At 66.9% G+C, this 21,503-nt stretch carries 26 protein-coding genes, 1 tRNA gene and 1 riboswitch; of the genes, 13 read left to right on the forward strand and 14 right to left on the reverse strand.

Annotated elements, in window-relative coordinates; genetic code table 11:
* Positions 1–8: 8 nt before the first annotated feature.
* The 6 genes from HMJ39_RS01285 to HMJ39_RS01310 all read right to left on the reverse strand — a co-directional run bounded on the left by HMJ39_RS01285 (position 9) and on the right by HMJ39_RS01310 (position 4,520).
* Positions 9–824 carry an ABC transporter permease gene (locus HMJ39_RS01285; protein WP_194295975.1) on the reverse strand — a complete coding sequence of 272 codons (816 nt, stop codon included), beginning with the start codon at positions 822–824 and terminating at the stop codon, positions 9–11.
* A 25-nt stretch (positions 825–849) separates the two neighbouring features.
* Positions 850–1,920 (reverse strand): putative urea ABC transporter substrate-binding protein, encoded by a 1,071-nt coding sequence (locus HMJ39_RS01290; protein ID WP_194295976.1) that lies wholly within the window; start codon positions 1,918–1,920, stop codon positions 850–852.
* Positions 1,921–1,976: 56 nt separating this feature from the next.
* Positions 1,977–2,076: riboswitch (guanidine-I (ykkC/yxkD leader) on the reverse strand.
* Positions 2,077–2,272: 196 nt separating this feature from the next.
* Positions 2,273–3,046 carry a dienelactone hydrolase family protein gene (locus HMJ39_RS01295; protein WP_194295977.1) on the reverse strand — a complete coding sequence of 258 codons (774 nt, stop codon included), beginning with the start codon at positions 3,044–3,046 and terminating at the stop codon, positions 2,273–2,275.
* Positions 3,047–3,078: 32 nt separating this feature from the next.
* Positions 3,079–3,396 (reverse strand): hypothetical protein, encoded by a 318-nt coding sequence (locus HMJ39_RS01300; protein WP_194295978.1) that lies wholly within the window; start codon positions 3,394–3,396, stop codon positions 3,079–3,081.
* A gap of 82 nt (positions 3,397–3,478) precedes the next feature.
* Positions 3,479–4,039 carry a glutathione peroxidase gene (locus HMJ39_RS01305; protein ID WP_194295979.1) on the reverse strand — a complete coding sequence of 187 codons (561 nt, stop codon included), beginning with the start codon at positions 4,037–4,039 and terminating at the stop codon, positions 3,479–3,481.
* Positions 4,040–4,109: 70 nt separating this feature from the next.
* Positions 4,110–4,520: a hypothetical protein gene (locus HMJ39_RS01310; protein ID WP_161383897.1), complete on the reverse strand. Its 411-nt coding sequence runs from the start codon at positions 4,518–4,520 to the stop codon at positions 4,110–4,112.
* Positions 4,521–4,606: 86 nt separating this feature from the next.
* On the opposite strand from HMJ39_RS01310, the gene HMJ39_RS01315 reads away from it, so the two are divergent.
* The 6 genes from HMJ39_RS01315 (at position 4,607) to HMJ39_RS01340 (ending at position 8,637) form a co-directional block, all read left to right on the forward strand.
* Positions 4,607–4,876 carry a GIY-YIG nuclease family protein gene (locus tag HMJ39_RS01315; RefSeq protein WP_256244770.1) on the forward strand — a complete coding sequence of 90 codons (270 nt, stop codon included), beginning with the start codon at positions 4,607–4,609 and terminating at the stop codon, positions 4,874–4,876.
* A gap of 68 nt (positions 4,877–4,944) precedes the next feature.
* Entirely contained in the window at positions 4,945–5,535 is a 591-nt protein-coding gene (locus HMJ39_RS01320; protein WP_194295980.1) for a LemA family protein, read from the forward strand.
* A gap of 3 nt (positions 5,536–5,538) precedes the next feature.
* Positions 5,539–6,291 carry a TPM domain-containing protein gene (locus HMJ39_RS01325; protein WP_194295981.1) on the forward strand — a complete coding sequence of 251 codons (753 nt, stop codon included), beginning with the start codon at positions 5,539–5,541 and terminating at the stop codon, positions 6,289–6,291.
* Positions 6,291–6,902 carry a TPM domain-containing protein gene (locus HMJ39_RS01330; protein WP_194295982.1) on the forward strand — a complete coding sequence of 204 codons (612 nt, stop codon included), beginning with the start codon at positions 6,291–6,293 and terminating at the stop codon, positions 6,900–6,902. Before HMJ39_RS01325 ends, HMJ39_RS01330 begins: the two co-directional genes overlap by 1 nt.
* 90 nt (positions 6,903–6,992) lie before the next feature.
* On the forward strand, positions 6,993–7,619 hold the full coding sequence (locus HMJ39_RS01335; protein WP_161383893.1) for a c-type cytochrome: 627 nt from the start codon (positions 6,993–6,995) through the stop codon (positions 7,617–7,619).
* Positions 7,612–8,637, forward strand: coding sequence for a c-type cytochrome (locus HMJ39_RS01340; protein WP_161383892.1), 1,026 nt, complete (start codon positions 7,612–7,614; stop codon positions 8,635–8,637). Before HMJ39_RS01335 ends, HMJ39_RS01340 begins: the two co-directional genes overlap by 8 nt.
* 386 nt (positions 8,638–9,023) lie before the next feature.
* Here the strand turns inward: HMJ39_RS01340 and HMJ39_RS01345 are convergent.
* A tRNA-Met gene (locus HMJ39_RS01345) sits at positions 9,024–9,100 on the reverse strand.
* Positions 9,101–9,294: 194 nt separating this feature from the next.
* Here HMJ39_RS01345 and iscR point away from each other — a divergent pair.
* The 3 genes from iscR to HMJ39_RS01360 all read left to right on the forward strand — a co-directional run bounded on the left by iscR (position 9,295) and on the right by HMJ39_RS01360 (position 11,602).
* The gene (iscR, locus tag HMJ39_RS01350; RefSeq protein ID WP_161383891.1) at positions 9,295–9,759 is read left to right on the forward strand and encodes a Fe-S cluster assembly transcriptional regulator IscR; all 465 of its coding nucleotides are present in this window, start codon (positions 9,295–9,297) and stop codon (positions 9,757–9,759) included.
* 23 nt (positions 9,760–9,782) lie between these two features.
* Entirely contained in the window at positions 9,783–10,943 is a 1,161-nt protein-coding gene (locus HMJ39_RS01355; protein WP_194295983.1) for an IscS subfamily cysteine desulfurase, read from the forward strand.
* Between the two features lie 86 nt (positions 10,944–11,029).
* Positions 11,030–11,602, forward strand: a complete 573-nt coding sequence (locus HMJ39_RS01360; RefSeq protein ID WP_194295984.1) for a heme NO-binding domain-containing protein — start codon at positions 11,030–11,032, stop codon at positions 11,600–11,602.
* Here the strand turns inward: HMJ39_RS01360 and HMJ39_RS01365 are convergent.
* The 7 genes from HMJ39_RS01365 to sufB all read right to left on the reverse strand — a co-directional run bounded on the left by HMJ39_RS01365 (position 11,599) and on the right by sufB (position 17,888).
* Positions 11,599–12,054: a SufE family protein gene (locus HMJ39_RS01365; protein ID WP_161383888.1), complete on the reverse strand. Its 456-nt coding sequence runs from the start codon at positions 12,052–12,054 to the stop codon at positions 11,599–11,601. The two genes, HMJ39_RS01360 and HMJ39_RS01365, sit on opposite strands and share 4 nt — an antisense overlap.
* A gap of 80 nt (positions 12,055–12,134) precedes the next feature.
* Positions 12,135–12,683, reverse strand: coding sequence for a putative Fe-S cluster assembly protein SufT (gene sufT / locus HMJ39_RS01370; protein WP_228462084.1), 549 nt, complete (start codon positions 12,681–12,683; stop codon positions 12,135–12,137).
* A gap of 1 nt (position 12,684) precedes the next feature.
* Positions 12,685–13,053, reverse strand: a complete 369-nt coding sequence (locus HMJ39_RS01375) for a HesB/IscA family protein (RefSeq protein ID WP_194295985.1) — start codon at positions 13,051–13,053, stop codon at positions 12,685–12,687.
* A gap of 19 nt (positions 13,054–13,072) precedes the next feature.
* Positions 13,073–14,287, reverse strand: a complete 1,215-nt coding sequence (locus HMJ39_RS01380; RefSeq protein ID WP_194295986.1) for an aminotransferase class V-fold PLP-dependent enzyme — start codon at positions 14,285–14,287, stop codon at positions 13,073–13,075.
* A complete protein-coding gene (sufD, locus tag HMJ39_RS01385) occupies positions 14,284–15,543 on the reverse strand; it encodes a Fe-S cluster assembly protein SufD (protein ID WP_194295987.1) in 1,260 nt (419 codons plus the stop codon). Before sufD ends, HMJ39_RS01380 begins: the two co-directional genes overlap by 4 nt.
* Positions 15,540–16,319 (reverse strand): Fe-S cluster assembly ATPase SufC, encoded by a 780-nt coding sequence (gene sufC, locus HMJ39_RS01390; protein WP_194295988.1) that lies wholly within the window; start codon positions 16,317–16,319, stop codon positions 15,540–15,542. The genes sufD and sufC overlap by 4 nt, the downstream gene beginning before the upstream one ends.
* Before the next feature lie 111 nt (positions 16,320–16,430).
* Positions 16,431–17,888 carry a Fe-S cluster assembly protein SufB gene (sufB, locus tag HMJ39_RS01395; RefSeq protein ID WP_161383882.1) on the reverse strand — a complete coding sequence of 486 codons (1,458 nt, stop codon included), beginning with the start codon at positions 17,886–17,888 and terminating at the stop codon, positions 16,431–16,433.
* Positions 17,889–18,126: 238 nt separating this feature from the next.
* Here sufB and ndk point away from each other — a divergent pair, with 238 nt between their 5' ends.
* The 4 genes from ndk to HMJ39_RS01415 are packed head-to-tail and all read left to right on the forward strand — an operon-like array spanning position 18,127 to position 21,479.
* Positions 18,127–18,558: a nucleoside-diphosphate kinase gene (ndk, locus tag HMJ39_RS01400; protein ID WP_161383881.1), complete on the forward strand. Its 432-nt coding sequence runs from the start codon at positions 18,127–18,129 to the stop codon at positions 18,556–18,558.
* A gap of 22 nt (positions 18,559–18,580) precedes the next feature.
* Entirely contained in the window at positions 18,581–19,738 is a 1,158-nt protein-coding gene (rlmN, locus tag HMJ39_RS01405) for a 23S rRNA (adenine(2503)-C(2))-methyltransferase RlmN (protein WP_161383880.1), read from the forward strand.
* A 26-nt stretch (positions 19,739–19,764) separates the two neighbouring features.
* Positions 19,765–20,532: a type IV pilus biogenesis/stability protein PilW gene (gene pilW / locus HMJ39_RS01410; RefSeq protein ID WP_228462085.1), complete on the forward strand. Its 768-nt coding sequence runs from the start codon at positions 19,765–19,767 to the stop codon at positions 20,530–20,532.
* Positions 20,529–21,479 (forward strand): helix-turn-helix domain-containing protein, encoded by a 951-nt coding sequence (locus HMJ39_RS01415; RefSeq protein WP_161383878.1) that lies wholly within the window; start codon positions 20,529–20,531, stop codon positions 21,477–21,479. The genes pilW and HMJ39_RS01415 overlap by 4 nt, the downstream gene beginning before the upstream one ends.
* Positions 21,480–21,503: the final 24 nt, after the last annotated feature.

The following is a 21,503-nucleotide window of genomic DNA, read 5'->3' on the forward strand; positions in this document are numbered from 1 at the left end:
TTCCTCCCTTATCCCGCCTGGTGGAACCAGGGGTAGCGCCAGCGTGAGTAGCGCGCCAGCGCGAAATCGATGGCGAACGCCAGGAAGGTGATCCAGGCCACGTAGGGCAGGATCACGTCCATGGCCAGATAGCGCCGCACCAGGAAGATCCGGTAGCCGAGCCCCTCGGTGGCGGCGATCGCCTCGGCGGCGATCAGGAACAGCCAGGCGGAGCCCAGCGACAGGCGTACCGCGCCGATCAGCCGGGGCATCACCTGGGGCCACACCAGACGCAGGATGATCTGCCAGGTGTTGGCGCCCAGGGTCTGCATCTTGATCAGCTGCTCGGCGGGGATTTCCGCCGCCCGCTGCTGCAGGTCGCGGATCAGAAAGGGGGTGATGCCGATGATGATCAGCATCACCTTGGCCAGCTCGCCCAGGCCGAACACGATGAACAGGATCGGCAGGATCGCCAGCGGCGGTACCAGGGACAGCCCGGTGACCAGCGGCGAGATGCCGGCCCGGAACAGGGGCAGGGCACCGGTGACGATACCGAACACCAGCCCCAGGGCGGCGCTCACCGCCACGCCGATGGCGAGCCGTTCCAGGCTCGCCAGGGTGTCCACCCAAAGCAGGTACTCGCCGCTGCGTTTGCTGGGCTCGAAGGCCATGCGCTGAATGGCGTCCACGAAGCTGGCCAGGTCCGGCAGCAGCTTGTCGTTGGGGTTGGCCGCCAGGCGCGCATCCGAGGCCACCAGGTAGAGCACCACCAGCACCACGAAGGGCAGCAGGCCCAGGGCCCAGCGGCCCACCGGGCCGGCTTGACGGTTGATCAGCTTCTTCATGACGGCTCCCGGCCGGCGTCGTGGATCAAAGCTCGCCGTCGGCGGCCATCTTCATGTAGGTGGGGTCGAAGCGCAGCTTCACGTTGCTCTCGCTGCCGAACACGCCGGACGGCGTTTCCACGCCCACGAAGCCGGCGTCCGGCGCGCCTTCGCCCAGCAGGCCGTGGTCGAAGGAGAACTCCGCCACCCGCTGCATGGTGGTTTTCACGTCCGGGCTTTTGACGAAGTCCACGGCGTCGGCGGCGTCGTAGAACATGCGCGTGGCGTCCAGCTGGGCTTCGAAACCGGCCCGGTCGGTGCCGGCGATCTCGCCCATGGCGGCGCGCGCCTGCTTGCCGGTGGCGCCTTCATCGGCCAGGTGCGCCATGATCTCGTACCAGGCGCCGGCCAGGGCCTTGCCCAGTTTCGGGTTGGCTTCCAGGGTGTCGGTGTTGACCACCATCAGGTCGATGATTTCGCCGGGGATTTGCGAGGAGTCGAACACCAGGTTGGCGCCGGGCTGCTCGGTGATGGCGCTGAGCAGCGGGTTCCAGGTGGCCACCGAGGTGACGTCATCGGTCTGGTAGGCCGCCACCAGGTCGGCGTCGGAGGTGTTCACCACGTCCACGTCGCGCTCGCTCATGCCCACGGTTTCCAGGGCGCGGGCCAGCAGGTAGTGGGACACGGACAGTTCCACCAGGTTGACGTCCTGGCCTTCGATGTCGGCCAGCTCGCTCTTGTCCTTGAGCACGATGCCGTCGTTGCCGTCGGAGAAGTCGCCGACGATCAGGGCGGTGGTGTCCACGCCGCCGGCGGCGGGGATGGTGAGGGCGTCCATGTTGGTCATGGTGCAGCCGTCGTACTGGCCGGCGGTGTACTGGTTGATGGACTCGATGTAGTCGTTGATCTGCACCACGTCGATGCTGATGTCGTACTTGTCGGCCCATTTGTCGACGATGCCCTGGGCGTTGCCGTATTCCCAGGGAATCCAGCCCACGTAGATGGACCAGCACACTTTGAAATCGTCGCGTTCGCCGGCGGCCAGGGCCGGTTGGGGGAGGGCGGAGAGCGCCAGCAGCGCGGCCGCGGAAAGGCAAGCAGTCAGAATGCGGGTCATGTCGACCTCCTTCAGGCTATGACGGTGAGGAATCCAATGACACAGTCGTCATGGTGTCCTCCCGGGCTTTTGTCCCGCCGTGTAACCTTGCAAGAAGGTCGACCGCTCTCGGACCAGTCGTGGGCGAGGCCCACCGGAACCCTAGCGATCCATTTTTCCGAATTGTCCGGGTCGTGATGGCAACCGCGCCATTCGATTCCTGCCTGGACCGGAGCAAGTCCAATGCCAGAATCGGCAAGTGCCTGTTTTAAAAAGAATTGCCCCGGTCGGGGCCTGGAGGGGAGCGCGAAAACGGGGCGTGCCGTGCGCTTATGTGGTGCGCCGCGCCCCGTGATGGGGCGCGGCGGGCCGGTCAGGGGCGTTCGATGAAGTCCATCAGGGCTTCCCAACTGATCTCGTCCGCCTGGCGGTCGTAGGCCAGGGGCAGCTCGAAACGCTGGCCCATCTGGTCGGCCCGGGGGTTGGTGAAGCCGTGCTTCACGCCGGGGAAGCTGAGCAGTTGGAAGTCCACGCCGGCGCCGGTCATTTCCTCCACCAGGGCGGTGACCTGGTCGGCGGGCACCATGGGGTCCGCCTGGCCGGTGGCCACCAGCACTCGCGCTTGGACGTCGCCGGCCTCGGCGCGCTGCTCGGTGCCCAGGGTGCCGTGGAAGCTGGCCACGCCGGCCAGGTCGTTGCCACGCCGGGCCTGCTCCAGCACCACGCCGCCGCCGAAGCAGTAGCCCACCGCGAACAGGCGCTCGTCGTCCACGTACTGCTGGTCACGGAGCAGCTTCTTGGCGGCGTTGAAGCGGGCGGTGGTTTTCTCCGGGTTGGCCAGGGCCTGCTGCATGAAGGCCTTGGCGTCCTTGGGATGGGTGGCCACCTTGCCCTCGTCGTAGAGGTTCACGGCGAGCGCCACATAGCCTTCGTCGGCGAGCAACCGGGCGCGGTTGCGGGCGTAGTCGTTGAGCCCCCACCACTCATGCACCACGATCACGCCGGCGGTGGTGCGGTCCAGGTCGTCGTCCATGTAGAGCACGCCGTTGCCGACGCCGCCGGGCAGGGTAACCGGCTCCTCCACCACGTCGGCGGCGGCGACGCCGGCCCACAGCAGCAAACAGATCAAAGCGCTCAAGCGTTTCATGGGGGGCTCCTTTTTCATTGTGAGGGTAATGTTCAGTCTTCCCAGACCCAGCGCAGCGGCTCGCCGAAATCGTCATAGACCAGGCGCCGGCGCGGGCCGGGCCGCTTCGCCGACCGGTGCTTGCCGCGCTTCTTGCGCGCGTCGATGGCCGCCGCCACCTGGGACAGATCGGTGCGCGTGGCGCGCGGACTCTGGGCGAAGGGAAAAGCACGCCGCTCCCGGGGCTGGCCGGGGGGGTCGCCGGTGGTGCCACTGGGCACTTCCTGGATGTGGCCGCCCCGGGAGAGGAACCGCTCCATGTCCCGCCGCAGGCGCTGGCGTTGCTGTTCCTTGCTGTTGCGGACTTTCATGGGACTGGGCGATTTCCGGTGGGAGCCTTTCACCATAGCAGCGCCGATCCGGCGCCGCCATAGTATGGGTCAAGCGTGTTGGTCAGCGCAGCGCCGCCTGGAGCGCGGCTTCCAGCTCGCCGCCCCGGGGCTCGGCCGAGGACGGGAAATGCCGCAGCACCTCGCCGTCGCGGCTCACCAGGTACTTGTTGAAGTTCCACTCCGGCTCGCCGGCGGCGCGGTTGAGCGCCTGGAACACCGGGTTGGCGTCCGGCCCGCGCACCCGGGAGGTGGCCATCATCGGGAAGGTCACGCCGTAGTTCACGTAGCACACCTTGGCGGTGGCGCCCTCGTCGTCCAGCTCCTGGCGAAAGGCGTCGGAGGGAAAACCCAGCACCACCAAACCCTGATCACGGTACGCTTTATAGAGCGCTTCCAGGCCCTTGAACTGGGGCGTGAAACCGCACTGGCTGGCGGTGTTCACCACCAGCACCACCTTGCCGGCGGTGAGCGGGCACAGATCCAGGTCCTCCTGGCTGTGCAGCTTGCGCACTTCGTGCTGGAACAGGGCGGGGCAGGCGCCGTCTTCGGCGGCGGCCGGAGTCCAGGCCAGCAAGCCGGCCAGCAGCGCGGCGCCGGCCAGGATCGAGCGAAGCGGGGTCATCGGGTTGTCCTCCCGTGTGATGGATCAGAGGCCACTATCCGACGCCGCCGGTCAAGGCGGCGCCAAGGGCTCACAGCGAGGTGCGCGGCCCCTCCGGAATGGCGGGCTCGCCGCCGCTTTTGCCGGCGCGCAGGGGGTTGCAGTCCTTCAGCACCACCTGGCCCTCGAGCACGTTACCCCGGGAGTATTCGCGGAAGATGCAGCGGTTGGTCTCCGGGTCGTAGTTCTCGATCCAGAGGTTGTCGCCTTTCCAGGTGGCGGCGATGTGCTGCTGGCCCTCGGGAATGGTCAGGTTCATGGTGCCGCCCAGACGCTTGACGAAAATCTGCTCCAGCCAGAAGTAATAGAGCAGGGTGCCCGCCAGCCACAGGAGCACGGCGATGATCAGCGCCGGCTTCCACTTGCCCATGCGCACGCCGACGCCGAACAGAACCAGGAAAATGGCCACCGCCACCAGGAACCAATACAAATAGGTGATCATGCGAAACTCCCTGTTTCAGGCTATTGTTGTGTCGATTCAGTACCGTCGGTGATGATAGCAACTTGAACGCAAGAGGATGTAAAACCGTGAAACAGGGCAGCGACTGGTGGGTGTACATGCTGCGCTGCGCGGACGGTTCCCTCTACACCGGCGTCACCACCGACGTGCTGCGGCGCTGGAACGAACACAATGGCGGGCCGCGCGGCGCCCGCTACACCCGCGCCCGCCGGCCGGTGGCCCTGGTGCTGTGCGTGGCGGTGCCCGACCGGGCCCGCGCCGGCCGTCTGGAGGCGCGTCTCAAGGCGCTGCCCCGGGCCCGCAAGGAACGACTGATCCGCGCCGTCACCGCCGGCTGAGCCTGGCCGGTTGCCAACGGCGCCGGGAATTGCTTGACTGCCGACACTTCCAAACAGGAGACCCTCCCATGAAGCTTTGGCGTGCCTTCGTGCTGATGTGGCTGGCCATGACCCTGGCCGGCTGTGGCATCAACACCATTCCCACCTACGACGAACAGGTCAAGGCGGCCTGGGCGCAGGTGCAGAACCAGTATCAGCGCCGTGCCGATCTGGTGCCCAACCTGGTCAACACCGTGCAGGGCTTCGCCGACCAGGAACGCGAAGTGCTGGTGGACGTCACCGAGGCCCGCGCCAAGGTGGGCTCCATCCAGGCCGGCGAGGACATCCTCGACAACCCGGAGAAGTTCAAACAGTTCGAGCAGGCCCAGAACCAGCTCGGTTCCGCCCTGCAGCGGCTGATGGTGGTGGTGGAACGCTACCCGGACCTGAAATCCAACCAGAACTTCCTGGCCCTGCAATCCCAGCTGGAAGGCACCGAGAACCGCATCGCGGTGGCGCGCCGGGATTACATCGAGGCGGTGCGCCAGTACAACACCGAGATCCGCACCTTCCCGGGCCGCATCTGGCACAGCCTGCTGTACAGCGAGCTGGAGCAACGCGAGAACTTTGAAGCCACCACGGAAAACGCCGAGCAGGCGCCGACCGTCAACTTCGAGTAAGCCATGACCCTGATACGACATGGCGGCCTGGCCGCCTTGCTGTGGCTGCTGGCGGCCGCCGCCTGGGCCGCCCCGCAGTTCCCCGAGCTCACCGGGCGGGTGGTGGACAACGCCGGCCTGCTCAGCCCCACCGAGGAGCAGGCCCTCGCCGACAAGCTCGCCACCGAGGAGCAACAAAGCTCCAACCAGGTGGTGGTGGTCACCGTCCCCGACCTGCAAGGCTACCCCATCGAGGAGTACGGCTATCAGCTGGGCCGGGAATGGGGCATCGGCCAGGAAGGCAAGGACAACGGCGTGCTGCTGATCATCGCCCCCAATGAACGCCGTCTGCGCATCGAGGTGGGCTACGGCCTGGAAGGCGCGCTCACCGACGCCCTCTCCGCCACCATCATTCAGCGCGAGATCCGCCCCGCCTTCCGGCGCGGTGACTTCGCCGGCGGCATCAACGCCGGCGTCGACGGCATCCTCGCCGCCATCCAGGGCGAATACGAAGCGCCCCCGGCGGCGGAGCGCGGCACCGGCCCCAACGGGCTCACCGCCCTGTTCTATCTGCTCGGCCTGGTGCTGATCACCGTCTTCGTGGCGCTGGGCGCCATGGGCGGCGGTGGTGGCCGTGGCGGCCGGCGCGGCGGCGCCATGTTCCTGCCCATGGGCACCGGCGGCTTCGGCGGCGGTGGCGGTGGTGGCTTCGGAGGCGGCGGCTTCGGCGGAGGCGGCGGCGGTTTTGGAGGCGGCGGCGCCTCGGGAGGCTGGTAATGCTATTGAATGAAGAGAACCAAAAACGGGTGGCCCGCGCCATCGCGGCCATCGAAAAGGACACCGACGCCGAGCTGGTCACCGTGCTGGCCCGCCAGGCCGACGACTACCGCTACATCCCCCTGATGTGGGCGGCGCTGCTCTCCCTGCTGGTGCCCCTGGTGCTGGCGTTCCTGCCAATCTGGCTCAGCGCCCTGGAAACCCTGCTCGCCCAATGGACCGTGCTGGTGGCGCTGGCGCTGCTGTTCCGCTGGCCGCCATTGATGATGGCCCTGGTACCGCGCCGGGTGAAGCAATGGCGCGCCGCCAACCTGGCCCGCCGCACCTTCCTCGACCAGGGGCTGCACCACACCAAGGACGGCACCGGAATGCTGATTTTCGTCAGCGAAGCGGAGCACTACGTGGAAATCCTCGCCGACCGGGGCATCGCCGCCCAGGTGCCGGACGAACGCTGGAAGTCCATCGTCGACACCTTCACCGGCCACGTGAAGCAGGGCGAGGTGCTCAACGGCTTCCTGGAGTGCATCGCCTCCTGCGGCGACGAGCTGATCACCAAGCTCCCCGCCACGGAAAAGAAAAACGAGCTGCCCAACCACCTGGTTATCCTCTAAAACCATCCGGTGACAGTGCCCATACTGGTGGTGTGGGTACTTGCGGTGCTAGGGTTGCAACTAGCATCCGGGACTGAGGAGGACGCCAGCATGGCGCGGCTGCCCGTTATCGTGGTTCTGTGTTTACTGTTTCCATCGGCGTATGCCCAGCAAAACACCGCCAATACGGCACCGCCGGCGGCGCAAAGCTGCGTCGCCTGCCACGGTGCCCAGGGGCAGGGCACCGGTTCCTACCCCCACCTCGCCGGTCTGGGCGAGGCGTACTTCAAGCGGCAGCTGGACGCCTTCGCCAGCGGTGAACGCGTCAATGCCATCATGAAACCCATCGCCTCCGGTTTATCGGAGGAACAACGGCAGGCCCTGGCCGGCTACTTCAGTGCGCTGGCGATGCAGCCTGGCGGCGGCCAGGCCGGCGAAGCGCCTACCGGCCCCGGCCGGGAGCTGGCGCTCCATGGCCGATGGCAGCAGGACCTTCCCGCCTGCGTGCAATGCCATGGCCCCGGCGGGCTCGGTATTGGCGCGGATTTTCCCCCCATCGCCGGCCAGCCGGCGGGTTATCTGCGGAATCAGCTCAAAGCCTGGCGCTCCGGCGACCGGCCTGCGGGGCCCCAGGGTCTGATGGGGCACATCGCCGAGCAGCTGGACGCGGACGATCTGAAAGCGGTGGCGGAGTACTTCGCCTCCCTGCCGGCGGCCAAGGAGGCGAACAATGAGTAGAAGCCTTGCCATCGTTATCGCCGGTAGTGTGCTGGTCGCGGGGGTGGCCTGGTCACTGGCCACGTTACTGACCGGTGGCACGGAGGATTACCGCGAGCGTTTCGCCTCCGAGTCCGCGCCCGCCTCCGAGGCCGGCTCGTCGGCAGCCGGGCAGCCGTCTTCCCCATCGTCTTCCCAGGCGCCCTCCCCGCAGACCGCGACGGCCGCCCCGTCCACCGAGCCGCCACCGCGCAGCGCCATTCCGGACAATCAGTTTGGCGATCTGGTGCGCCAGGGCGAGCGTATTTTCAACGACACCGGTCAGTACGCCGACGCCTATGCAGGCAACGACCTGAGCTGTCAGAACTGCCACTTCGACGGCGGCCGCTACAACAAGACCGCCCCGCTCAGAAGCGCCTGGCCCATGTATCCCGCCTACCGGGGCAAGAACCAGCACGTGAATGACTACGCCGAGCGTCTGCAGGGGTGCTTTATCTACAGCATGAACGGCAAGGCGCCACCCCGGGACGGGGAGGTGATCCAGGCGCTGCAGGCCTATTCGTTCTGGCTGGCCAAGGGCATGCCCACCGGTGAAGAGCCGGAGTACCGCGGCTTCCCGAACGTGGCGGAGCCGCCGGAGCCGCCTTCTTTCGGGCGCGGCGAAACCGTCTTTCAGGCGAATTGCGCTCTGTGCCACGGCGAGAACGGCCAGGGTCAGAAAGCGGCCGACGATTCCATGGGCTTCCCGCCGCTGTGGGGCGAGGGCTCCTACAACTGGGGCGCCGGTATGCATCGGGTGAACACCGCGGCGGCCTTCATCAAGGCGGCCATGCCCCTGGGCAAACCGGATCTGACCGATCAGCAGGCCTGGGACGTGGCCCTCTTCATCAACAGCCATGAGCGTCCCCAGGACCCTCGTTTCAACGGCTCCGTGCAGGAAACCGGTGAACGCTTCCATCAGCACCAGGGGCAGTACGGCAAGACCGTGGACGGCCGGGTGCTCGGCGAGAACGCGCCGCCTTCGGGTACCGTGCCCTGATCCGCCCGGCCTCGATCATGGGCGCCCGTTATCGTGGCTGAAGCCGTTCCTGGCGCGTGGCTCCGTAGGCTGGGTGTTGCGGTAGGAGCGGCTTTAGCCGCGATCATGGCGCCCGTTATCGCGGCTAAAGCCGCTCCTACCGCCGTCCACGGGCAACCCCGTTACAGGGAGCTGCTCGTGACGCGGCCGGTGTGATGGGAGCGCAGCTCCGAAAACGAAAAAACCGCCCGATGGGGCGGCTTCCTTGAAGAGTGGTAGCAAGGGGCGGACTTGAACGGGCAGGCCACCCTGCGCCGATCCCAGCAAAAAAAGCGGGGTCGGCCAACGGAACGGGAACGCGGCTCCGTAAACGAAAAAGGCCGCCCGGAGGCGGCCTTTCCATGTAGTGGTAGCAAGGGGCGGACTTGAACCGCCGACCCCAGCATTATGAGTGCTGTGCTCTAACCAGCTGAGCTACCTTGCCACAGAGGCCGCGAATTGTCCGCGAGCGTCCCGCGCCTGTCAAGGCGGGGAACCCACACCGGTGATCGGACGTCCATTTCTTGCACACCGGGAATTTACTTGATAATGATTATCAATTATCGTACCGGTAATACTTGACCGATTTAGTCGGTTTTCAATAGGCTATCACGGTAATCACGTACCAAAGGTGTGGGTATGCGTCTGACCACCAAGGGCCGCTATGCGGTGACCGCGATGCTGGATCTCGCTTTGCACGCGGACACCGGCCCCGTTTCCCTGGCCGATATTTCCGACCGCCAGGGAATCTCCATCTCCTACCTGGAGCAGCTGTTCGCCAAGCTGCGCCGCCGCCAGCTGGTGACCAGCGTGCGCGGGCCCGGCGGCGGCTACCGGCTGAGCCGCTCCGGCGACGACATCGACGTGGCCGCGGTGATCGCGGCGGTGGACGAATCCGTGGACGCCACCCGCTGTGGTGGCCAGGGCGACTGCCAGGAGGGCGACATCTGTCTGACCCATCACCTGTGGTGCGACCTCTCCGATCAGATCCAGGATTTTCTGTCCGGCATCACCCTGGGCGAGCTGGTGGCCCGCCATGAGGTGCGGTCCGTGGCTCAACGTCAGGACGCGCGGCAGAACCGGGTTCCGGTGAGCACCCTTTAACCCGTAATAGAACCTTTCCCATCATGTCCCAAGCGGTTTATCTGGATTACGCCGCCACCACCCCGGTGGACCCCCGGGTGGTGAAGGCGATGACGGCCTGTCTGGGGCCGGACGACAACTTCGGCAACCCGGCCTCGCGCAGCCACCTTTACGGCTGGCTGGCGGAGGAGGCGGTGGAGAATGCCCGCCGCCAGGTGGCCGACGCCCTCAACGCGGACCCCCGCGAGATCGTCTGGACCAGCGGCGCCACCGAGGCCGACAATCTGGCCATCAAGGGCGTGCTGGAGCAGCGCGGCGGCGGCCATGTGATCACCGCCACCTCGGAGCACAAGGCGGTGCTCGATCCCTGCGCCTGGCTGGAGCGCCAGGGCCACGAGGTGACCTGGATCGCTCCGGAGGCGGACGGTCGCGTGGACCCGGCCAAGGTCAAGGCGGCGCTGCGCGAGGACACCGTGCTGGTGTCCATCATGCACGCCAACAACGAGACCGGGGTGATCAACGACATCGCCGCCATCGGCGCCCTGTGCCGCGAGCACGGTGCCCTGTTCCACACCGACGCGGCGCAGAGCGCCGGCAAGCTGCCCCTGGACGTGCGCGAGCTGCCGGTGGACCTGGTGTCCCTGTGTGCCCACAAGATCTACGGCCCCAAGGGCGTGGGCGCGCTCTATGTGCGGCGCCACCCGGACGTGCGCGTGGCGGCGCAGATTCATGGCGGCGGCCATGAGCGCAACATGCGGTCCGGGACCCTGCCCACCCACCAGATCGTCGGCATGGGCGAAGCCCTGGCCCTGGCGATGGCGCAGCGGGAGGAGGAGCAGGCGCGGGTCGCGGCTCTGCGCGATCGGCTCTGGGAGCGGGCCGCCACCTTGCCCGGTGTGCATCTCAACGGGCGGGACGCGCCGCGCCTGCCCGGTCACCTGAACCTGGCCTTCGAGGGCATCGACGGTGAGATGCTGCTCACCGCCCTCACCGAGGCGGCGGTGTCCACCGGCTCCGCCTGCACGTCCGCCACCCTGGAGCCTTCCTACGTGCTCAAGGCCATGGGGCTGGCCGACGATCTGGCGCGCAGCGCCCTGCGCTTCTCCGTGGGCCGCTTCACCACCGAGGCGGACATTGACCGGGTCGGGCAGAACCTGACGGAGGTCGTCACCCGGCTCCGCGAGGCCACCCGGCAACACGCCTGAAAGCCGCGCCGGCGGCGGCCTGGCGGCCGTCGCCGGTTGGCCCGCGCCTTGCTTCCAGCTTCCCGAAACGACAAGGGGAGCGGTGCATGCACGGCGTGATTCTGTATCAATTCCGGCATTTCGTGACGGACCGTTTCGGCCTCGGCGCCTGGGAGCGCACACGGGCCGGAGCGGGTCTCCAGGACCAGGCCCACGCCCCGGTGCGGCTGTATCCGGATGCCCATCTGGAGCGGCTGCTGGCGGCCCTGCAGGACGAAGTGGGGCTGTGCCGGAACGATCTGCTGGAGAGCTTCGGGGCCTGGACCATTCCGCCCCTGATCAAGATGTACCGGTCTCTGATTCCCGCCAACTGGGACGCCCGGGACTTCCTGCTGAACATGGAAGAGCGCATCCATGAGAAGCTGGTGCGCCTCAAGGACCCCCAGGCCCAGCCGCCGCGTATCCAGGTGCGCGAGACCGCGCCCGGGGTGCTGGAGCTGTATTACCATTCCCACCGGGATCTGAGCGCCCTGGCGCTGGGGGCGGTGCATGGGGTGGCCGGGTATTTCGGCGAGCGGGCGGAACTGATGGAGAACGAGCCGGTGCGCGGCGGGCACCGGCGTTTCGTGGTTCGCCTGGTGCCCGCCGAGCGTGGGCGGCCCACGCTGAGCGCGGTTTAGGAAAGCGCGGCGGCTTCCTGCTTGATGCGGCCCACCATGGAGAGCAGGCCGTTGCCCCGGGTGGGGCTCAGATGGCGCAGCAGGTCGATGCGCTCGAAGAAGGCGTCCATGTCGTAGTCGGCCACGTCCTTGGGCGCCTTGCCGTTGAGGGCGGTGAGGATGATCGCCGCCAGGCCGCGCACGATCAGGGCGTCGGATTCCACCGCCAGGTAGAGGATGCCGGAGTCCGCGTCATAGTCGGTGACCAGCCACACCTGGCTCTGGCAGCCGCGCACGAAGCGCTCCTCGGTGCGCAGTTCCTCCGGCATGGGCGGCAGCTGTTTGCCCAGATCGATGATGTAGCGGTAGCGCTCTTCCCAGTCGTCCAGGAATTCCAGGTCCTCGCAGACGTCCTCGGCGGTGACGTCGCGGCCCAGCTTGATGTCGCGGATGTCGAAGTCGGTCAGGGGCATCGAATGCCTCGTATCTTCGTAGGAGCGGCTTTAGCCGCGATAAGGGTGATCGCGGCTAAAGCCGCTCCTACGGGTAAAGGTTAAAACAAGCCCAGTTCGAGCTGGGCTTCCTCGGTCATCATGTCCCGGCTCCAGGGCGGATCGAACACCAACGCCACCTCCACGGTGTCCACGTTGGGGACCTTGGCCAGCCGGTCTTCCACGTCGCCCACCAGCACCGGGCCCATGCCGCAGTTGGGGGCGGTGAGGGTCATGCGCACCTGCACCACGTTGAGTTCGTCGCGGCGGATCACGTCGCAGCCGTAGACCAGGCCCAGGTCGACGATGTTCACCGGGATTTCCGGGTCGTAGATGGTGGCGAGCACGGTCCAGAGGTCATCGTCGCGCACCGTGCCGTCCTCCGCCGGCGGCTCGAAATTGAGCTCCAGCGGCGTCTGGCCGATGGCGTCCGCGTCGGTGCCGTCGATGCGCGCCATGTTGCCATTGATGGTCACCGTGTAGGTGCCGCCGAGGGCCTGGCGCAGGTTCACGAAGCTGTTCTTGTGAACGGTGATGCGGGTGCCGTCCGGCACCAGCCGCGCCGGCACGTCCCGGCTCACCACCACGGTGCGCTGTTCGTTCGTGGTCAAATCAGATCTCGTCCATATCCTCGACGGTGAAGCTCTCGCCGCAGCCGCATTCGCCGGTGGCGTTGGGGTTGCGGAACTTGAACAGGCTGTTGACGCCTTCCTTCACGTAGTCGATTTCCAGGCCGTTGAGCATGGCCAGCCATTTCTCCGGTACGTACAGCACCACGCCGTCCACCTCGAAGCGGCGGTCGCCGTCCTCCGGGGCCTCGACGAAATTGAGCTCGTACATGTAACCGGAGCAGCCGGATTCATCCAGATCCAGGCGAATGCCGCCGGCGTCGGCGCGCTCGATTTCGCGGCGGGCCTGGGCGCGGGCGGCCTCGGTCATGTGAATCCCGGCCTGGCCGGGCACGAATGTCTGTACCGTCATCGTTCGCCTCCAGCGGGTGCTACAGGAAGGTGCGGACCTTTTCCAGCGCCTGGAACAACTGGTCCACTTCCTCCGCGGTATTATAAATCGAAAAGGACGCGCGCACCGTTCCAGGAATGCCCAGGCCGTCCATCAGCGGCATGCAGCAATGGTGGCCGGTGCGCACCGCCACGCCCTGCTGGTCGAGCAGGGTGCCCACGTCGGCCGGGTGGGCGCCGTCCAGCAGAAACGACAATACGCCTACCTTGGTGGCGGCGTGGCCGATGATTTTCAAGCCGTCGAAGGCCTCGGCCTGTTCGGTGGCGGAGGCCAGCAGAGCGTCCTCGTGCATGGCCAGGGCGGTGCGGTCCTGCCGGTCGAGCCAGCGCACCGCCGCCCCCAGGCCGATCACCCCGGCGATGTTGGGGGTGCCCGGCTCGAACTTGTAGGGCAGTTCGTTCCAGGTGCTCTTCTCGAAGCTCACCGTCTCGATCATCTCGCCGCCGGTCTGATAGGGCGGCATGGCGTCGAGCAGCTCGCGGCGGCCATACAGGGCACCGATGCCGGTGGGCCCGAACAGCTTGTGGCCGGAGCAGGCGTAGAAATCGCAGCCCAGCTGCTGCACGTCCACCGGGAAATGGGCCACCGCCTGGGCGCCGTCCACCAGGGTCACGGCGCCGGCGTCGCGGGCCGCTTTCAGCCAGCGCGCCAGCGGGTTCACCGTGCCCAGGCTGTTGGACACATGGGACAGGGCGACAATGCGCGTGCGCTCGCCGAGCAGGTCGAAATAGGCCTGCTCGTCGACGCTGCCATCCTCGTTGAGCGGCACCACCTTGAGAGTGGCGCCGGTGCGCTCGCAGGCCTGCTGCCAGGGCACGATGTTGGCGTGGTGCTCCAGGGCGGTGATCAGCACTTCGTCGCCGGGCTGGAGCCGCTCGCGGCCGTAGCTCTGCGCCACCAGGTTGATGCCCTCGGTGGTGCCCTTGGTCCAGATGATTTCCTCCCGGGCGGCGTTGAGGAACGCCGCCACGGTGGCGCGGGCCGCCTCGAACTCGGCGGTGGCCGTGTCGCTCAGGTAGTGGGCGCCGCGGTGCACGTTGCTGTTCACGCGCTCGTTGTAGGCGCTTACCGCGTCGATCACCGCCCGGGGCTTCTGGGTGGTGGCGGCGTTGTCCAGGTACACCAGCGGCTTGCCGTTCACCGTTTGGTGGAGGATCGGGAACTCGCCGCGCAGCGCCTGTACGTCGAAGCTCATGCGGCCTCCTCGTCAGCGCCCGGGCGCTGGCCCAGCTCGGCGGCCAGCCAGGGTTGGGCCCAGTCCGCCACGGCCTGGTCCGGCAGGCTCATGATCAGCTCGTTGACGAAGCCCAGGCTGAGCATGCGCTTGGCTTCGGCCAGCGGGATGCCCCGCGACTGCAGGTAGAATTGCTGCAGGGCGTCGAGCTGGCCGACGGTGGCGCCGTGGGCGCATTTGACGTCGTCGTTGTAGATTTCCAGCTCCGGTTTGGTGTCGATCTCCGCGCCGGGGTTGAGCAGCAGGTTCTTGTTGCTCAGTTCCGCCAGGGTGCCCTTGGCGCCCGGGTGGATGTGGATGCGGCCGTTGAGCACGGCGCGGCCCTTCTCGCCGGCCAGGCCCCGGTACACCTGATTGGAGGTGCACTCCGGCACGCGGTGCTCCACGCACAGCTGGTTGTCGATGTGGCTGCGCTCGCGGGCCACGAAGATGCCGTGCATGTTCAGCTCGGCGCCGCTCTTGTCCAGGAAGGCGCGCACGTCGTTGCGGCGCAGCCGGTTGCCGGCCATCAGCTGGTAGCTGTCGATGCGGCTGACCCCGGTCTGCTGGAACAACAGGGTGCCGATGTGCAGGCTGTCGCCGGCGTCCGCCTGCAGCCGGTAATGGGTCAGGTGGGCGTTGTCGGCGGCCTGGATGGCGGTGACCGCGTTGGTCAGCACCGGCCCGTCGCCCAGGTACTGCTCGATCAGGGTCAAGCGGCTGCCGGCGGCCAGGTTCACTTCCAGCCGGGTGTTGCAGTGGGAGGGGCTGTCGCCGGCGCTCACGTGCAGCACCTGGATCGGGGCGGACACATCGGTGTTGGCGGCCACGTCCAGGGTCACCGCGTCTTCCAGGGCGGCGCCGTTGTAGAACGCGAACGGCGTGGTCAGGCCCTCCAGGCGGCGCGCCTGGCGGCCCAGGGTCACCCCCTCGGGCAGGGCGGTGTGGTCCTCGTCCAGGCGGCCGTTGACCAGCACCAGGCGGTATTCGCCCAGCATCGGCAGGTCCGCCGGTGCCTCGCCCTCGGCGCGGCGCGCCAGGTGGCCGTCGGTGAGCGGGAACAGCGAGGTGTATTTCCAGGCCTCGGTCTTGCGGCCGGGGAAGGCGGCGCCTTCCAGGGCCGTGAGCGCGTCCCGGCGCAGGGGCGCCAGCGCCTCCACCGGCGTGGCCTGGCGGGCGTTCTCCAGAGCCCGGGTCTTCAGGTCCTCGGGCAGATTCAGGGCGGTGTCCCGACTCATGCCGTCCGATCCTCTTTACCGTTGCCGCCGTCCTGGCCGCCGGTGAGCCAGCCGTAGCCGTGCTGTTCCAGCTCCAGGGCCAGTTCCTTGCCGCCGGATTTGACGATCCTGCCGCCGGACAGCACGTGCACATGGTCCGGCACGATGTAGTCCAGCAGCCGCTGGTAGTGGGTCACCAGCACGATACCGCGCTCCGGCCCGCGCAGGGAGTTGACCCCCTTGGCCACGGTTTGCAGGGCGTCGATGTCGAGGCCGGAGTCGGTTTCGTCGAGCAGCGCCAGCTTCGGCTCCATCAGCAGCATCTGCATGATTTCATTGCGCTTTTTCTCGCCGCCGGAGAACCCCTCGTTGACGCCGCGCTTGAGGAACTGCGGGTCCAGGTCCACCTGTTTGCAGGCTTCGCGAGCCTTGCGCAGCAGGGTCACGGAATCCCACTCTTCCTTGCCCTGGGCGGCGCGGGTGGCTTCCAGCGCGGCCTTCAGGAACTCCATGTTGGACACGCCCGGGATCTCCACCGGGTACTGGAACGCCAGGAACAGGCCCAGCTGCGCCCGTTCCTCAGGCTCCAGCTCCGCCAGGCTCTTGCCCTCGAACAGGGCCTCGCCGCCGGTGATCTCGTAGTTGTCCCGGCCGGCCAGCACATTGGCCAGGGTGGACTTGCCGGAGCCGTTGGGGCCCATGATGGCGTGCACCTCGCTCGGTTTCACGGTCAGGCTGAGGCCCTTGAGAATCGGTTCGCCGGCCACGGAGGCGTGCAGATCGCGAATTTCCAGCATGTAAATAACGCCTGTCTATTAACTGTCTAAGATGTTTCCCACTGCGTCTTGCCGCGATGGGCGAAGCCCGAGCCGGGCTTTCGCTGTCAACTGTCCACTATCAACTGTCAACTACCCAACCGCGCCCTCGAGGCTCACTTCCAGCAGCTTGCCGGCTTCCACCGCGAACTCCATGGGCAGCTCCTTGAACACTTCCTTGCAGAAGCCGTTCACGATCATGGAGATCGCCTTTTCCGGGTCGATACCGCGCTGCCGGCACAGGAACAGCTGGTCGTCACTCACCTTGGAGGTGGTGGCCTCGTGTTCCACGGTGGCGCTGGGGTGCTTGGTCTCGATGTAGGGGAAGGTGTGCGCGCCACAGGTGTCGCCCAGCAGCAGGGAGTCGCACTGGGTGAAGTTGCGCGCGTTCTCCGCCCGCGGGCCCATGCGCACCAGGCCCCGGTAGGCGTTGGAGCTCTTGCCCGCCGAGATGCCCTTGGAAACGATGGTGCTCTTGGTGTTGCGGCCCAGGTGGATCATCTTGGTGCCGGTGTCCGCCTGTTGGGCGTGGCGGGTCAGCGCCACCGAGTAGAACTCACCCACGGAGTTGTCGCCGCGCAGCACCACCGACGGGTACTTCCAGGTGATCGCGGAGCCGGTTTCCACCTGGGTCCAGCTGATCTTGGCGTTGTCGTGGGCGACGCCGCGCTTGGTCACGAAGTTGTAGATGCCGCCCTTGCCGTCCTCGTCGCCGGGGTACCAGTTCTGCACCGTGGAATACTTGATCTCGGCGCCGGGCAGGGCCACCAGCTCCACCACCGCCGCGTGCAGCTGGTTCTCGTCGCGCTGGGGCGCGGTGCAGCCTTCCAGGTAGCTCACGTAGCTGCCTTCGTCGGCGACGATCAGGGTGCGCTCGAACTGGCCGGTGTTGGCCTCGTTGATGCGGAAGTAGGTGGACAGCTCCATGGGGCAGCGCACGCCCTTGGGGATGTAAACAAAAGAGCCGTCGGTGAATACCGCCGAGTTGAGGCCGGCGAAGTAGTTGTCGCCCTTGGGCACCACGGAGCCCAGGTATTTCTTCACCAGCTCCGGGTGCTCGTGAACCGCCTCGGAGATCGAGCAGAAGATCACGCCGGCCTCGGCCAGCTTGCTCTTGAAGGTGGTGGCCACGGACACGGAGTCGAACACCGCGTCCACGGCGACGCCGGCCAGCATTTCCTGCTCGTGCAGGGGGATGCCCAGCTTCTTGTAGGTCTCGAGAAGCTCCGGGTCCACCTCGTCCAGGCTCTGCGGGCGATCTTCCATGCTTTTCGGTGCCGAATAGTAGGAGATCGCGTTCAGATCCACCGGCGGGTACTCCACGTGGGCCCAGTTGGGCTCCTGCATGGTCTGCCAATTGCGGTAGGCTTCCAGGCGCCATTCGAGCAGCCATTCCGGTTCGCCTTTCTTGGCGGAAATGGCGCGGATGACGTCCTCGCTGAGGCCCGGGGGCAGGGTGTCGGATTCCACCAGGGTGGTGAAGCCCGCCTCGTACTCGGAGCGGATGACTCTGTCCAGTTCGGAATTGTCGAGTTCGGCTTGGCTGCTCATAGTTCGTGGCTCATCTTTGCGAAGCACCGGTTCGGGAAGAGCCGGTCTTCGCGGAATACCAGAGTAAATTACTCAGGTATTATAGAGGATAAGGCGGCGAGGGGGAATCCGGTCGGGCAATACGTGCCATAGGGCGGGCCAACGGTATCATATTCGGCCCTTGATGCGTATAATCCGCCGGTTTCGGGCCCAAGGCCTTTTCCCCAAAGACCTATGCAATTCTGGAGTGATCAGACAGATGGCTGTTGAGCGTACCCTCTCTATTATCAAGCCCGATGCCGTGGCCAAGAACGCGATCGGCGAAATCCTGGGCCGGTTCGAGAAAGCGGGCCTGAAGGTGGTGGCGATGAAAATGCTGCACCTGAGCCGTGAGCAGGCCGAAGGCTTCTACGCCGAACACAAGGAGCGGCCCTTCTTCGGCGATCTGGTCGGCTTCATGACCAGCGGCCCGGTGACCGTGCAGGTGCTGGAAGGCGAGGACGCGGTGAAGAAAAACCGTGACCTGATGGGCGCCACCAACCCCAAGGACGCCGAAGCCGGCACCATCCGCGCGGATTTCGCGGAAACCATCGACGAAAACGCTGTCCATGGTTCTGATTCCACCGAATCCGCCGCCCGCGAAGTGGATTACTTCTTCGCCGACGAGGAAATCTGCCCGCGCACCCGCTAAGACGGGTGCCTGGAGGAGAAGCATGACTGCCCACGAGGTCAAGACCGACAAGGTGAATCTGCTCGGACTCACGCGCCCGGCCATGGAGGAGTTCTTCCTGGCCATGGGCGAGAAGAAGTTCCGTGCCCAGCAGGTGCTGAAGTGGATCCACCACCACCAGGTGGATGACTTCGAGCAAATGACCGACGTGGGCAAGGCCCTGCGCGAAAAACTCGCCCGCGTGGCGGAGATTCGCGGTCCCGAGGTGCTCCACGAGGGCATCTCCCGGGACGGCACCCGCAAATGGGTGTTCGAGGCCGACAACGGCGGCGCCGTGGAGACCGTGTTCATTCCCGACGGTCGCCGCGGCACCCTGTGCGTCTCCTCCCAGGTGGGCTGCGCGGTGGACTGCAGCTTCTGCTCCACCGGCAAGCAGGGTTTCCAGCGCGACCTGACCAGCGCCGAGATCATCGGCCAGGTGTGGCAGGCCAGCCGCTCTTTCGGGCCGCGCAAGAACCTGGGCGAGCACCCCATCACCAACGTGGTGATGATGGGCATGGGCGAGCCGCTGCTGAACTACGGGCCGGTCCTGGACGCCATGCGCATCATGCGCGACGACCTGGGCTACGGCATCAGCAAGCGCCGCATCACCCTGTCCACCTCCGGGGTGATCCCCAAGATTGATCAGCTCAGCGCCGACCTGGACGTGTCCCTGGCGCTGAGTCTGCACGCCCCCAACGACGAGCTGCGCAACGAACTGGTGCCGCTCAACCGCAAGTATCCGCTCAAGGAGCTGATGGCGGCGTGCAAGCGTTACAGCGACAACATCACCCATCGCCACAACACCATCACCATGGAATACGTGATGCTGCGCGATGTGAACGACAAGCCGGAGCACGCCCGCCAGCTGGTCAAGCTGCTCAAGGGCATCCCGGTGAAGGTGAACCTGATTCCCTTCAACCCGTTCCCCCATGCCGGCTACGACCGCTCCCGCAAGGCGGACATCCTGGCATTCCACAAATTCCTGAATGACAATGGCGTGCTTACCACGGTGCGCACCACCCGCGGCGATGACATCGACGCGGCCTGCGGCCAGCTGGTGGGCGAGGTGAAGGACCGCACCCGTCGCAGCGAGCGATGGAAGGCGTCCATTTTCCACCGCGCCGAACAACCGGACAGCAATACAGCGCCCGCGCAATGAGCCCTACGCTTCGACAGTTCGTCCTCATGCTTGCCCTCGCCGCCACCCTGGGCGCGCTGGGCGGCTGCATGACCGTTACCGAAGGGGGCGACGGCAACGAAGTGAACGTGCAGGAAGCGGTGGCCACCCGGGTGGCCGCCGGCATGAAGTACCTGCAGATGGGCAACCCCTCCGAGGCGCGGCGCCATTTCTCCCGCGCCCTGTCGCTCAACGACGACAGCGCCCAGGCACATAACGCCATGGCCCTGCTGTACAACTACGAGCGCGACCCGGAGCAGGAGGAATACCACTACCGGCAGGCGCTGCGCGCCGACCGCCGCTATTCCCCGGCGCTCAACAACTACGGCACGCTGCTGTTTTCCCAGGGGCGCTACCAAGAGGCCCTGGACAAGTTCAAGCGCGCCGCCAACGACCCCAATTACGAAGGCCGCGCCAGCGCGTTCAGCAACATGGGCGCGGCCTACAAGGCGCTCGGCAAGGCGGAGCAGGCCCGCGAGGCCTATGTCCGCTCCCTGCGTCTGAATCCCCGCTCCAGCCAGGTGCTGCTGGAGCTGGCCCGCCTCTACTACGACGACGGCCGGCCCAAGCTGGGCTGGGACTACTACCGCGACTACGAGCGCCGGGTGCGTCCACAGAGCGCCGAGGCGCTGTGGGTGGGCATTCGCCTGGCCGCGGCGCTCGGCAAGCGTGATCAGCAATCCAGTTACGAGCTGGCGCTGCAGAATCTCTACCCGGGCAGCCGGGAGTTCCGGCTCTGGCGGGACTGGCGCAACGGGCAGGAGGGAGCTGAATGAGCGTGGACGAAGAGGCCATGTTGCCCGGCGAGCGTTTGCGCCGGGCCCGGGAAGAACAGGGGCTGAGTCAGGACGAGGTCTCCAAGCATCTGAGGCTGTCGCTGTCCTACCTGCGCGCCCTGGAGGAAGACGACTACGACCGGCTCCCCGAGCCGCCGTTCATCAAGGGTTACCTGCGCAACTACGCCCGTTTCCTGGGGCTGCCCGCCGAGGAGCTGGCGCGCCGCTTCCAGCAGGAAGTGGACGCCCAGCATAGCGCCGAGGACCAGCGCGACCAGGAGGCCCTGGAGGACACCCCCCGGGGCAAGGAATGGCGCCTGCCGCTTCTGGTGGTGCTGGTGGTGGCGCTGGTGGTGGCCCTGGGCTGGTGGCTGTGGCCCCGGGACGGCGCGGTCCCCGGCGCCCCGGCGCCGGACGGCGGCGCGCCGGCGGAGGAGAGCGCCCCGGCGGACGGCGGCACCCCGGAGCCGGCGCTGCCCGAGGACAACGAGCCGGTGGCGCCCGCCGACGACACCCTGGAGCCCGCCCCCGAGAACGGCGGCGCCCCGGCCGGCGACACCGCGCCGCCCAGCCCGGACGGCAGCGGGCCGGCCCCGGCCCAGCCGATGTCACGGCCGCCGGCCGGTGAGTCCGAGCTGGCCGACGCCGGCACCCCGGACGCGGCCGCCGCCTCCGCCGCCGACCAACCTTCCCCGGCGGACGACGGCGTCGACCGCCTTCGTCTGTCTTTCTCCCGGGTTTGCTGGATCAAGGTGGTGGACGCCAGCGGCGCCACCCTCAGCCAGGGGCAGCGCCAGGCCGGCGACAGCGTTACCCTGGAGGGCGAGGCCCCGTTCCGGCTCACCGTGGGTGACGCCGCCGCGGTGTCCTCGGTGAGCGTCAACGGCGAATCCCTCGCCCTGCCCAGCCAGCGCTCCGGCGACGTGGTGCGTGTGACCTTGCCCTGAGCGCCCTTGTTCTCGACCCGGAAC

Source organism: Alloalcanivorax profundimaris, assembly GCF_015265435.1.
GTDB lineage: Bacteria > Pseudomonadota > Gammaproteobacteria > Pseudomonadales > Alcanivoracaceae > Alloalcanivorax > Alloalcanivorax profundimaris.